This is a genomic window from Kribbella steppae, assembly GCF_004342025.1.
Classification (GTDB): domain Bacteria; phylum Actinomycetota; class Actinomycetes; order Propionibacteriales; family Kribbellaceae; genus Kribbella; species Kribbella steppae.
Window position 1 is genome coordinate 13,404 of the sequence record NZ_SLWN01000002.1, and the last position, 13,132, is coordinate 26,535.

Consider the following 13,132-nt stretch of genomic DNA (forward strand, 5'->3'; position numbering starts at 1 on the left):
TAGAACCTGCTGTGATCCAGGTCATGTCACACGTCGGGTGTTGGGGCGTGTCCGAGAGGGGGACGACGAACGGTAGGAGGTTGTGATGGCTCGGATCACGCTGGAGCACAAGCGGACCTGGTTTGTCCGGCTTTCGGAGTGGGGCAGCCGGCGGAAGTTCGGGAAGGTGCTGGACCCGGGGCAGGCGGCGATGCACAACCGGCGGGTGCTGGTGTCGATGATGCTGATGGAGGGGTCGGCCACCCGCTGGAACAAGCTCGACCCGACCCTCAAGGCGCTCGCGGTGATGGTGTCGTCGGCGCAGATCGGGTGCACCTGGTGCATGGATTTCGGCTATTGGGAGTTCCACCACCAGGGTGTCGATCCGAAGAAGCTGCGCGATGTGCCAGGGTGGCGGGACAGTGACGCCTACACGGATCTGGAGCGCGCGGTGATGGAGTACACCGAGGCCATGACGGCGACCCCGCCGCAGGTCACCGACGAGCAGGTCGAGCGACTGCGCCATGACCTGACCGACGAGCAACTGGTCGAGCTGACCGCATGGGTCTCGCTGGAGAACTACCGCTCCCGCACCAACGCCGCGCTCGGCCTGACCAGCCAGGGCTTCAAGGAGTTGTGCGAGCTGAGGCCGGCGTGACCGGTGAGGCAGACGAGCAGCTCGCGCAGGAGTTCGACGAGCACCGGGCGGTGCTCGTCGGTGCGGCGTACCGGGTGGTCGGCAGTGTCACCGACGCTGAGGACGTGGTCCAGGAGGCGTGGCTGCGCTGGGCCACGGTCGACCACGCGGAGGTGCGCGATCCGCGCGCGTACCTGATCCGGATCACCACCCGGCTCGCACTCAACCGGCTGCGCCAGCAGAAGGCACGGCGGGAGGAGTACGTCGGTCCGTGGCTGCCCGAGCCGATCCCGGCGACGTCCGACGACCCGGCTGACGCCGTGGAGCTGGCGGACTCGGTGAGTATGGCGATGCTCGTCGTACTCGAGACGCTGTCACCGCTCGAGCGGGCGACATTCGTGCTGCGCGAGGTGTTCGACCTGCCGTACGACGAGATCGCGGACACGCTCGGCCGGTCGGAGAGCGCCGTACGGCAGCTGGCGCACCGAGCCCGCGAGCACGTGCACGCGCGGCAGCCTCGGCACCGGGTGGACAAGGAGCGGCACAACGAGCTGACGATGCGGTTCATGGCCGCGGCGGGGTCCGGCGACTTCGACCAGGTCGTGTCGCTGCTGGCACCGGACGCGGTGCTGATCAGCGATGGCGGCGGCAAGAAGAAGGCTGCGCTGCGCCCGATCCAGGGTGCGGAGAAGATCGCCCGCTGGATGTTCGCGGTGATGGCGGACAACCCGAACTTCGAGATCCGGCTGGCCACGCTGAACGACGAGACCGCGTTCATCGCGTACTTCGACGACCAGCCGGACACGGTCACCTTCTTCCAGACCACCGACGGCCTGATCACCGACCTCTACCTGATCCGCAACCCGGACAAGCTGCACACGGTCCCAACGCTCCACGAACTCAGCTGAGTCGTGCTCTCTCCGGCAGCCGGTACGCCGGTACGGCGACTGTGGGGTCGTGTGCTCCGGTGAGACGAGATGTGGATGCGGTGCTTCGGGCTGCTTGATCGTGGTGGCGTGCGTCAGGGGCGCATCACCGGGACCTAAGACAAGAAGCCGTGGGCCAGGACAGGCTATTTACTGTCTCAACCCACCACAGGGTGTCTCAGCCACCCGAACCGCCCCGCAACCACACCCACCGACCGGAGCACCCCCAACCACAGGCCGCCGTAGACTAGATGCAACTCAGTCGCAGGTGGAGGTGTTGTGAAGTACCTGGTGGTGGAGGCGGACGAGGTGCTCGAGCCGGGGTTGCGGGCGGATCTGCTGGACACGTGGATCGCGGCGACCGACGCGGGTGGTGCAGTGGGGTTCACGGCACCGGCTCCGGTGGAGTTGGTGGCGGAGACGCTCGACGAAGCGCTGGGGCGGGTCGCGGCCGGGCTGGATCTGCTTGGCGTGCTGCACAACGGTGAGCGTTACGTGGGCATGGGCCTGCTCGTGAGTCGGGGCAGCGCGTTGCAGGCTCACTGGCGCACGGTGCTGCGGCTGATGGTCCACCCGAAGTACCAGGGCGGCGGCGCCGGGCGGATGCTGATGGAGGGGTTGCGCGGTTCGGCGGTCGACCTCGGGCTGGAGCAGTTGCAACTCACGATCCGCGACGGTCTCGGCCTGGAAAAGTTCTACGAGCCGCTCGGCTACCGGGTTGTCGGCCGTCATCCGCGTGCGGTCCGTGCCGCGGCGGACGACTACCGCGATGAGGTCATGCTCGTCCAGGACCTCTAACGGACGGATCATGGACCCGCCCCGTCCTCTGGTCAGCTCCAGCACCCGGTCGAGCGGGACGAATTCACGGATCGCTGACGGACGAGGTCATGGACCCGCTAGCGAGACCGGCGGCGCGAGATCGCGGCGAGCGTCGCACCGAGGGCGGTCAGCAGCGCGCCGAGCGTCAGCAGGATGGGTGGCGGACCACCGGTCGCCGGGATCTGGGCCCGGTTGACCGATCGCAGATCCGCGGCCGGCTGAGCACCGACCGTGAACTTCACCGGCGCCGCAACCGTGCCGCCGGTGGCATCGGTCTGCTGGTAGATCGCCTTGGCGTTGCCGGTGAACCCGGCGGCCGGTGCGAGGCTGATGGTCCCGTCTTGCGCGACGGACCAGGTGCCCGTCGCATCGGTGAGCCGCTTCGAGCAGGTGGCCGGTCCCGTGCGCAGGCAGACCGTACTCGGATCAGGTGCACCACTGTCGTTCAGCAGCGGGTTGACCGCGACCGGACTCCCCGGAGTACCGGTCGCGGTGTCGGTCGTCGCCTTGGCCAGGATCGGACCGGCGACGGTGACCTCGACCAGCGCGGAGTTCGAGGTGCCATTGGCGTCGGTGACCCGGTAGGCGACGGTTCGCGTCGTACCGATGAAGTCCTTCGCTGGGGTGAAGGTGATCGTGCCGTCCGCGCCGGCCATGAAACCGCCCTCGTCCGGAACGGTCACCGACTTCTTGTCCTTACCGTCCGCCGGATCCCGCAGTACGACGGACGCCGGCACGAGCGGCGCAGACGCGTCGCCCGGCTTGTCGTTGCCCAGCACGGAGACGACGACCGGCTTGCCGAAGCCTGTCCGGGCGCTGTCGTCGGCAGTGACCGGACGCACCGGCGCCACCGTCACGGTGATCGTCGCGCGGGCGGCATTCCGGTTGCCGTCCTTGACGACGTACGCCGCCGGCCGGGCCGTCCCGGTGAACCTCGCCACCGGACTGAACGTCACCTTGCCCTTAGCCACAACCCAGTCGCCTTCGCCCGCGACTGTCACCTGGCCGACCAGAGCTGCGTCCGGACCGATCAGGAGCAGTGTCTCCGGATCCAGCGACGCTCCCGGGCCGGGCTTGTCGTTGGCCAAGGGATCCACCGTCACCGGCACGTGTTGCTTCGTCCGGGCCGCATCCGGTGCCGCCACCGGTCGCGCCTGGACCGTGACCGTCAACAAAGCCGACCTGACCGTCCCGTTGCGGTCGGCAACCTGGTACCCGACCGGCGTCGCCGCGCCGACGAAGCCGTCCACCGGTGCGAACCGGATGCCGCCGTCAGGCTGCACCACGAACGTCCCCTGACCCGGGACATCCAGCGACGGGACCGCATCACCGGTCGCCGGATCGATCAGTCGCACCTCGCCCAGCGGCGCCGACGCATCACCCGGTTTGTCGTTCTTCAGCACGGCCACGGTCACGGCGGTGTCGTATGGCGTCGCGATCGCGTCGTCCGCCGCCACCGGCACGATCGGCTGGACCGTCACCGCGATCGTCGACGCGGCCGTGTTCCGGCTCGTGTCCGTCACCCGGTAGGCGATCGAGGTGACACCGCGGTACGTCGGCGCCGGGTCGAACGTGATCCGCCCGGTCACCTCGTTCACCGTGAACACACCCTGCCCGGGGATCGTCGCCGTCCGCCCCCAGCTCCGCGCCATCACGCCGTACAACTGGACCGACGTCATCTCGAGCTGCGCATCGGTCCCCGGCTCGTCGTTGGCGAGTGGGTCCACCGTCGTCGTGACGTTCTGCTTCGTCGTGGCGGTGTCGGCGGCGGCCTGCGGCCCCGTACCGACGGTCAGGAAGAGCAGCCCTTCGGCGGTCGCCCCGTTGTCGTCGGTGATCCGGTACGTCGCCGGCGTCGTCACACCCTGGTAGTCCTTCAGCGGCGTGAAGGTGATCGACCCGTCGTGGGCCGCGGTGTACGTGCCTTCACCTGGTTGGGTGACGGTCTTGCCGTACCCGCCGGCCGAGGACTTCAGCACCAGGCTCGACCGGACCAGCGGCGCGGACGGGTCACCGGCCTTGTCGTTGGCCAGCACGTTCACCGTGATCGCCTGGTTGTACGACGTGATCGCCGAGTCGTCCACAGTCACCGGCCAGATCGGCGTGACGTTCAGGGTCAGCGTCGAGGCGGCGATGTTCTGGTTCGAGTCGGCGACGCGGTAGTTGATCGCGAGCGTCTTCCCGCGGAAGGCCGGCAGCGGATCGAAGACCACGCCACCGCTCGGCTGGACCGTGTACGTGCCCTGCCCTGCGACCGTCACCTTCTTCAGGTAGCCGGCCGTCCGGGCGGCCGGATCGAGCAGGCCGACCGACGACGGGTCGAGCTTCGCATCGGTGCCCGGGCTGTCGTTCGACAGCAGGTTCACGGTGACGCTGACGTCCTGCAGCGTCGACGCGGTGTCGGCGACCGCGACCGGCGGCAGCCCGACGGTGATCCACAGCTTGGCCGTGGTCAGCGTTCCGTTGCTGTCGGCCACTTGATAGGTCAGCTGGGTGCCGGGACCGCGGAAGGTCGCACCCGGATCGAAGGTGACCACTCCCCCGGCGGCGGTGTAGACACCTTCGTTGGGGATCGTGACCGTTGCCTTGAGCAATCCGTCGGCCGGGTCGGTGAGCAGCAGACTGCCCGGCATCAGCGGTGCCGACTTGTCCCCCGGCTCGTCATTCGTCAGCACCTTCACCGCGACGGTCTTCTCGTACGGCGTCTTCGCGACGTCGTCGGCCGCTACCGGAGTGACCGGCGTGATCGTGACGGTGATCGTCGACCGCGTCGCCTGGTCGAACCAGTCCGACACCCGGTAGGTCAGCGTGGCCGCCGTACCGGTGAAGCCCGGCAGCGGGTCGAAGATGACCGTGCCCTCCGGGTTCACCTGGTAGCTGCCCTGGCCCGGGACCTTCACCAGCTTCTTCATCGATCCGTCGGCCGGGTCGATCAGCACCAGGCTGACCGGATCGAGCCCGGTGCCCTGACCGGCTGTGTCGTTGGCGAGCGGATCGAGCAGCAGCCGCACATTCTGCTTGCTCGTGCCCGTGTCGGGCTTGGCGGTCGGCGCCGGCGGCTTCGCGATGGTGACGGTCAGCGTTGCGGTGGCGAGTGTGCCGTTCACGTCGGACACGCTGTAGGTGATCGGCGCCGCGACGCCGGTGTACGTCGACAGCGGGTCGACCTCGATCTTCCCGTCCGGTTTCACCAGGTACGACGCCTCGCCGTCGACGACGACCGCCGTCTTGGGCTCTTGAGTCTTCGGGTCGAGCACCCGCACACTGCTCGGGACCAGCGGCACGGCCGGGTCGCCCGCGCTGTCGTTCGTCAGCACCGCCACGGTCACGTTGGCGTCGTACGCCGTACCGGCCGTGTCGTCCGACGCATCCGGCTGCACCTTGGTCACCTTGACCGCGAGGGTCGACCGGCCGACCGCACCGTTGCCATCAGCAACCTGGTAGGTCACCGGCTTCGCCGTACCACTGAAGACCGGGACCGGTTCGAAGAGGATCTTGCCGTCCGGCTTCGCGGTGTACTTGCCCTGACCAGCCACGATCAGCGTTGCGACTGGCTCACCACGCGTCGGCGGGATCAGCCGAACGCTGTCCGGTACGAGCGCCGACCCAGTCGGCCCAGCCTTGTCGTTGTCCAGTACGGCGACCACGACCGAGCCACCCTGGAGCGTCGTGATTGCGTCCGGGTTCGCCACCGGCGGACCGGGCGCGTCGACGGACACGGTGAGCTCGGCCCGCGCAGGCGTGCCGTTCTTGTCGAGCACCTGATAGGTCAGCGGCGTACCAACACCGTTGAACCCACGCGCCGGCTGGAAGGTCACCTTGCCGCTGGCAACCAGGTACGACCCCTGTCGCGCGGCAGTCACCTTGTCGACCAGCTTGTTGCTGACCGGATCGACCAGCCGGAGACTGGCCGGATCCAGCGGAGCATCGGGCGACCCGGGCAGGTCGTTCTCCAGCACTGGTACGACGACATCCGTGTCGAACGCGGTCGACACCGAGTCGCCGTTCGCGGTCGGCGTGACCGGTGTGACCGTGACGGTCAGCGTGGACTCGGCGGTCTGCTTCGTGCTGTCGGTGACGCGGTAGCCGAGTTGGGTGCCGACGCCGGTGAAGCGAGGCAGCGGCACGAAGTCAACGCTGCCGTTCGGCTTGACGACGTACTGCCCCTCGCCCGCGATGACGACCTTCTTCTTGAAGGTGGCGTCGGCCGGGTCGCGGAGGACGACCGAGGCGGGGACCAGCTTCACGCCGGGTGCCGGGCGGTCGTTGCCGAGCGGCTTGAGCGCGAGGCTGACGTTCTGCGGGGTGGTCGCGGTGTCCGGGGTGGCGACCGGCCGGGCCGGGAGGGCGACGGTGAGGGTGAGCTTCGCGGTCGCCGTCGTCCCGTTGCTGTCGGCAACACGGTAGGTGACCGGCTTGGCCGGACCGAAGAATCCGGGCACCGGTTCGATGTCGATCTTGCCGTCCGGCTTGGCGACGTACTTGGCCTGGCCGACCACGTTCACCATCACCACGCACGTGCCCTCGTCGACGAGACACAGTGAGCCGGGCTTGAGCGGCGTCCCCGGATCGCCGGGCTGGTCGTTGCCGAGCACATCGACCGTGAGACCGGTGTTGAACGCGGCCGTCGCCTTGTCGTCGAGCAGGATCGGCGGAGGCGGCGGCGCGATCAGGATCGGGTGGTCCTCGGCCTCACCGGAGTCGGCCGCACCGGTCGGTTTGTCGATCTGGGCGTTGTTGTAGCCGACCCGCACCCGGGCGTACGACGCTCCGGCGGTCGGGCGGGCGTACTTGGCCCAGTTGAGAGTGACGGCGCTCTGGCCGGAGGCGAAGGTAGCGCAGGCGCGTTCGGCCGGCTCGAAGGTCCCGTCGCGGTCGAGGTCGATCCAGGCACACGCCCGGCCGGCCTTCGACGCACCGGCCAGGGCCAACTCGGCGGAGTACGACGTGGAGTTGGTTCGCAGCGGTTTGAAGGTGACGCCGTCGTCGGCCTGGTCGGGAGTCGTCGGGCCGGTGGTGCCGTTCGCGACGGTCGCGTTGTCCTCGGTGACGTCTTTGCCGAGCCGTACGTCGGTGAGCACCGACCAGGCCGCGCCGTACGACGCCGGGGCATCGCCGAAGTCTTCGCCGGTGGACGCGAGGACGGAGAAGGTTTCACCGGAGGACTCGGTGTTGAACGCCGGGAGCTTCGGGTGCTTGGTGAAGAGCGCGGTGATGTCGAAGGTGATCTTCGTGGCGACACCGTTCACCCGGACCGAGCCGCAGGCGGCCGTCGCCGAGGCGTCGGGGCCGGTGCCGGTCTTGTTGTTGACGCAGTTCGGGCCCGCGTCGTGGTTGGTGGCGGTGACGGTGTCGCTGGTGACGGTGAGGTTGTTGCCCGCACCGACCTTTGTGAGGCTGAGGCCGGCGGTGGTGAGCTTGAGAACCGAGTGCAGCTCGGACTGAGCGATGGGTTTGCCGCTGACCGTCTGGGTGACGGCACCGCCGATGCCGGCGAAGTGCAGGACCGGGTTGCGCACCGGCTGGCTGAACGCGATCGTCACCGTGCCGCGATCGCCGCAGCCCCCGGTCGAGGCGCAGGTCCCGGTGTTGACCAGGAGATCCTGCGCGGGCGTCGTACGCGCGATCGGAGGCGCGTAGGTCGTCGGGCCGGTGCCCCGGACGCCCGCGGTGGTTGCGTCGAGCAACTCGGTCTGGCCGGTCACGGTGATGGTCTGCTTGAGCCCGGACCCCGGCATGGTCGCCGTCGCGGTGTCGCCCTGGGTGAAAGGTGCCGAGGGCACCTGATAGGCCGTCGCATCGAGGGTGGTGAGCGAGACCAGGCCGGCAGCCAGCACGATGGACAGGCTCGGTCGTGTTGCCCGCATGTAGCCGCCCTCCCGAGCATTCACGTCGTGCGCGTGCGTCGGCCACGGGGCGGGCGGGCCAGCGTAGAGGTAACGGTCTACGCCGACTCGATGTTACGGGGTAATCACTCTCCGAGGTCGTAGATCCGGACCTTGCCGACGCTGTGTCGCAGCTCGGCCAGCCGGTCCAGCGCCGGTGACACGGTCCCGTCGCGTGCGTCGGCGTACAGCCAACGCACGTGATACAGCTGCCGGAGCCACCGCAGCAGGTCCGGCGTCGGCGCGGCGAGGACCTCGTTCGTCAGCGCGACCCGCTCCGGCCACGGCGACGGCTGCTCGGTGTACCGCCGCCCGCCGACACCCTGCTGGGCCATCGCCTCGTTCGTGTAGGCCCACCCCTCGATCAACGTCCGGCGACCGGCGAACCCACTCACGATGTAGCCGCGCGCGTCACATCCGGACGTCTGCTTTCCGGCTGGACGGCACCAGGTGTTCGCGGCGACGACATCGGTCGGCGCGGAGTTCTTCCCGAGCCACAGCGCCGCCGACACCTCGTCCGGATACACCCACCACCGGGGAGACGTGAACCTCTGCGCCCGCTCGCTGTCACCATGGACGACGCTCTGCCCGAAGGACTTGATCGGCACAACAGCCAGCAGAGCCAGTACGACGACCAGCCCTGCGCCAGACCGTTGTCGCAGCAACCACCAGAGCCCGGCCAGCACGAGTATCACCAGCAACGGCCGAGCGACCAGGAGCAGTTGGTGCCGCTGGGAACCGACCGGCTTCGCATCGGCGACCAGCATCAGCCCCGCGCAGACCGTGCCGAGCACCAGCGCGCTGACCAGCGAACGTGTCCTGGTGCGCGCTGGAAGGTCGCGAACCAGCGTCGCGGCCAGCCACCCAGCCGCGGCCAGACCGAACGGGATGGCGGTATAGATGAAATAGGACTCGCTCACCGACGGATGGTCGATCAGCAGGTACCCCGCCCACCCCGCGATCAGCCCACCGATCAGGAACCAGGCGACCGGCTCCCGCCGATGCTTCCCGAGTGCTCCGAACCCGACCAGGGCAGTTGCCTGATGAATCAGCAGCACACAGAGCAGCACCAGCGTTCCGACCACCGCGCCCTGCGCCAGCGCCGGCACAATCAGACCGCCCTCCCCGGCCGGCGTCCTGTCACCGGTCGCGGCCGCGTAGTCGCCGCTCGACTTCAAGATGGCGAGGAACTGCAGGCCCGAGCCACTGGTGCTCCCGGCAACCGTCAGCATCGTCGCGGCCCCGATCGCCACCAGCAGCGCCCCGGCCACGACCACCCGCGCCGGCACCCGCCGCGTCTGCACCAGCAACACCACCGAAGCCAACCCCACCGCCCCGACCAGAACCGGCAACACCGTCGGCTTCGACCCACCCCCCAGCACAACCACCGCGAAGGCGACGACCCACAACCAGCCCCGCGCACCCTTGAACAGCAACTCGATCAGGAACACCGCCGCCGCGACGCACGCGACCATGCCGAAGGTCTGCGACGGACTGAGGAAACTCAACGGTGCGGACAGGTTCACACTCGTGTCGAAGAACAGGTGCAGCTGGGGCGCAGCCAACGCGCCGGCCGCGAGTACGCCGGTCCACCACGTGCGACTCACAGTCCGCGCGAGCGTCGCGGACACCAGCAACGCGACCACGAGCCACGGCAGCAGCCACAGCCGGAAGAGCACGATGATCGGCGTCAGCCGAGTGATGTCCACCGCCGCAGCCATGTCAGCGTTGGCGAACCAGTGGTACTCCAGCCGCTCCCCCGCCACCTGCGGCAGCTCCGGAGGCACTGTCCGCATGAGCTCGTTCACCATCGACAGGTGGTAGAGCAAGTCCTGGTAGTACGCCGATCCCTGCGGCGGCGGCTCGTGATATGCCATCACGCCCAGCGTGGTCGCACCTAGCACCACCGTCGACGCGACCGCGAGTCCCCACGTCCAGGCGACGGGCAAGGGCGTCGGCTGCGTGATCCGCCAGTTGCTGCGCAAGCGTCGTACCGAGGCGAAGGCGACGAGCACCAGCGCGGGCCAGACGATGAGCCAGCGCTGCCAGCCGAGCGCGGTGAACACGGCCCAACCGATCAGCTGCCAGGTCGCGCCGACGACGGAGCCGAGCCCAAGATCCTCGGCCCAGTTGCCCGTGCTGCGCCAGGCCGCGCGCAGGAGGAGCGTGCCCGGGAGGGCGATCGCGAGCGCGAAGTAGACGCAGTACTTGACGATGGGTCCAGGCGGTACGTCGATCGCGATGAGCCCCAGCGCCGCCACCACCAACGGCAGCAGCCACGGAAGGGACCGCCTCATCGGTGGTGAACCGGTTCCTGATGCCCTTGGTCTTCGAGGCTGTCGTAGCCGACGAGGAACTGCGGCCGGCGCTGACTCGATTGGAAGAGCCGCGCGACGTACTCACCCAGCAGGCCGAGACAAAACAGCTGGATCGCGCCGATCACGCTCACGGCCAGCACGGTCGACGTCCAGCCCGGGATGCTGCGACCGGTCAGTTTGACGATCAGCGCACCGACGACGAACAGCCCGGACGTGACGCCACCGAGCAGACCGAGCCAGGTCGCCAACCGCAGCGGCGCGGCCGAGAATGCGGTCACGCTGTCGAAGGCCAGCCGGAGCATCTTGGAGAGGTTGTACTTCGTCGTACCGGCAGCGCGCTCAGCCCGGACGTACTTCACCTCGGTGCTCGGGAAGCCGAGCCACGGGATGACGAGCCGGAAGACCCGGCCGTCCTCGGGCAGAGCGTTGACCGCGTCGACCACGCGGCGCGAGACGAGCCGGAAGTCGGCCGCGTCGAACGGGATGTCCTTGCCGACCAGCCGGCACATCAGCCGGTAGTAGAGCCGGGCCGTCGTCCGCTTCGCCCACGAATCGCTCGACCGGTCCGACCGCACGCCGTACACGACATCGACATCCTCGTCGCGCGCCGTCGTCAGGAAGTCCGCGATGACCTCCGGCGGGTCCTGCAGATCGGCGTCGATCGTGACGACGTACCGGCCGCGGGCCCGGCGGAAACCGGCCGACTGCGCCGCCTGGTGACCGCTGTTCCGCAGCAGGCGGACGACGCGCAACTGCGGCCAATCCTTGGCGACCTCGAGCAGCAATGCGGCCGTCTGGTCCCGGCTGCCGTCGTCGACGACCAGCAGCTCGTAGGTGATCCCGAGGCCGTCGAGCAGTGGGTGCATCCGCTCGAAGAAGATCGGCAGCACTTGCTCCTCGTCGTACATCGGTACGACGACGGAGAGCTCGGGGTCCGTGTCCCGCATGCTGCAGACCTCCAGTTCAGGGCGTCGAGGGGATGACCTTACTAACGACGCAGTCGGTTGATGGGCACGATCAGAGTGGCGGCGAGATCGCGACGGCTCCGGTACGCCGTGGATCCCCGACCGCGACCAGGCCGTCGGCCGGATCCCAGATGGCGGCCGCGACTCCACCGAAGTACATCGAATGCGGCGGCATCGGACGGGTCGGCAGCGCGGTCGAGCCGGAGACCGGCAGCTCGTCCTCGTAGTCGACCACCACGTCCTGCCGGACCCGCACGTGCAGCCGCGGATGCTCGACCGCCTCCGCCAGCGGCAGCCCGCCGTGCGTATAGAGCGCATAGACCTGTGCCAACGCGGTCGGGATCCGGTCCGATCCGGGCGAGCTGATCGCGAGCACCGCGCCGTCGCTCTCCCGGCGGGCGACGCTCGGCGCCATGTTCGAGGTCAGCCGCGTGCCCGGCGCCAGGCTGTGCGGCCCGCCGTGGAGCAGCTCCTGCTCGCCGAGCGCGTTGTTCAGCCAGATCCCGGTGCCTGGTGTCAGCACGCCCGAGCCGTAGCCGGACGACACGGTGATCGCGCAGGCGTCGCCCTCGTCGTCCACCACCGAGACAGTCGCCGTACTCGGTGAGCTCAGCGCGCGCAGATCACCGGACGCGGCAAGGTCGAGCAGTCTCTTGCCCTCCAACTGCCGCTGATCCTCCCCGTCCAGCTCAGCCAACCGCTGCCCGAGTACGGCGTGCTGCACCTCGATGAGCCGCTCGAGTTCCGGCTGGGTCCAACTGCCGTCAGCCGGTACGCCGTCCAGCAGCGCGAGCATCGCGGCCACGGCGACTCCCCCGACCGCGGGCGGCGGGTTGGTCGCGAGGCGCCAGCCGTTCTGCCGGACGATCAGGGCCGGGCGTACGACGGCCTCGTACGCAGCGAGGTCCTCGGCGGTGAGAATGCCTTCGTTCTCGGCCATGTCACGGATGAGCAGCTCGGCCAGCTGGCCGGTGTACATCGTCTCGGCGCCGTCGCGGGCGATCAGTTCGAGCGCCTCGGCCAGCTCGGGGATGACGACCGTACTGCCGGCCTTGATCACCGAGCCGTCGTCGGCGTGCACGACCTGATGGCTCGGCTGGTGCCAGCCGAAGATGATCTCGTGGGTGTACCCGAGGTAGTAGCCCGACGTCCGGCTCAGTGGGAAACCGTACCGGGCGACGTCGATCGCGGGCTGGACCACCTCACGCCACGGCGCCTTGCCGGATCGCCGGTGCGCGAGGTCGAGTGCCTTCATCCCGCCAGGAGTGGCGACCGAGCCGTGGCCGACCGTGGTCGTCGTCCCGCCGCCGTAGTCGGTGGTGATGTCCCAGACGCCGCGGCCGAACCGATCGGTCGACAGGCCGCGGCCGGGCATCTCGACCCAGCCGTCGATGGTGACGGCCTCGCCGCCGGCCACCTGCAGCGTGACGAAACCGCCCGAGGCCGGCGACACCACGCCGATCTCGTTCACCATCGTCACCAACGTGGCCGCGATCGCGGCATCGACCGCGTTCCCGCCCTCGGCCGCGACCCGGACGCCCGCCTCGGCCGCCGCCGCGTTGGGCGCCGCGACCGCCACCCGCGGGTGACCGCCGGTCATTGG

At 69.1% G+C, this 13,132-nt stretch carries 7 protein-coding genes; 3 read left to right on the plus strand and 4 right to left on the minus strand.

What is annotated here, in order from left to right; all coding sequences use genetic code 11:
• The first annotated feature begins 85 nt into the window (after positions 1 to 85).
• The 3 genes from EV652_RS04880 to EV652_RS04890 all read left to right on the plus strand — a co-directional run bounded on the left by EV652_RS04880 (position 86) and on the right by EV652_RS04890 (position 2,340).
• Positions 86 to 637 (plus strand): carboxymuconolactone decarboxylase family protein, encoded by a 552-nt coding sequence (locus EV652_RS04880; protein ID WP_132207795.1) that lies wholly within the window; start codon positions 86 to 88, stop codon positions 635 to 637.
• Positions 616 to 1,524 (plus strand): RNA polymerase sigma-70 factor, encoded by a 909-nt coding sequence (locus EV652_RS04885; RefSeq protein WP_242001569.1) that lies wholly within the window; start codon positions 616 to 618, stop codon positions 1,522 to 1,524. Before EV652_RS04880 ends, EV652_RS04885 begins: the two co-directional genes overlap by 22 nt.
• A 297-nt stretch (positions 1,525 to 1,821) precedes the next feature.
• Positions 1,822 to 2,340 (plus strand): GNAT family N-acetyltransferase, encoded by a 519-nt coding sequence (locus EV652_RS04890; protein WP_132207797.1) that lies wholly within the window; start codon positions 1,822 to 1,824, stop codon positions 2,338 to 2,340.
• A 98-nt stretch (positions 2,341 to 2,438) separates the two neighbouring features.
• Here the strand turns inward: EV652_RS04890 and EV652_RS04895 are convergent, their stop codons facing one another.
• The 4 genes from EV652_RS04895 to EV652_RS04910 form a co-directional block, all read right to left on the minus strand.
• Complete coding sequence (locus EV652_RS04895; RefSeq protein ID WP_132207798.1) at positions 2,439 to 8,228, minus strand: Ig-like domain-containing protein; 5,790 nt, start codon at positions 8,226 to 8,228, stop codon at positions 2,439 to 2,441.
• Positions 8,229 to 8,332: 104 nt separating this feature from the next.
• The gene (locus EV652_RS04900; protein ID WP_132207799.1) at positions 8,333 to 10,543 is read right to left on the minus strand and encodes a hypothetical protein; all 2,211 of its coding nucleotides are present in this window, start codon (positions 10,541 to 10,543) and stop codon (positions 8,333 to 8,335) included.
• On the minus strand, positions 10,540 to 11,511 hold the full coding sequence (locus EV652_RS04905) for a glycosyltransferase family 2 protein (RefSeq protein ID WP_132207800.1): 972 nt from the start codon (positions 11,509 to 11,511) through the stop codon (positions 10,540 to 10,542). Before EV652_RS04905 ends, EV652_RS04900 begins: the two co-directional genes overlap by 4 nt.
• A gap of 70 nt (positions 11,512 to 11,581) precedes the next feature.
• Entirely contained in the window at positions 11,582 to 13,129 is a 1,548-nt protein-coding gene (locus EV652_RS04910; RefSeq protein ID WP_132207801.1) for a gamma-glutamyltransferase, read from the minus strand.
• Positions 13,130 to 13,132 lie beyond the last annotated feature (3 nt).

Excerpts from the sequence above, each read along its gene's own strand:
- EV652_RS04905 (WP_132207800.1), bottom strand. The coding sequence starts at position 11,511 with ATGCGGGACACGGACCCCGAGCTCTCCGTCGTCGTACCGATGTACGAC.
- EV652_RS04895 (WP_132207798.1), bottom strand. The coding sequence starts at position 8,228 with ATGCGGGCAACACGACCGAGCCTGTCCATCGTGCTGGCTGCCGGCCTG.
- EV652_RS04910 (WP_132207801.1), bottom strand. The coding sequence starts at position 13,129 with ATGACCGGCGGTCACCCGCGGGTGGCGGTCGCGGCGCCCAACGCGGCG.
- EV652_RS04900 (WP_132207799.1), bottom strand. The coding sequence starts at position 10,543 with ATGAGGCGGTCCCTTCCGTGGCTGCTGCCGTTGGTGGTGGCGGCGCTG.
- EV652_RS04880 (WP_132207795.1), top strand. The coding sequence starts at position 86 with ATGGCTCGGATCACGCTGGAGCACAAGCGGACCTGGTTTGTCCGGCTT.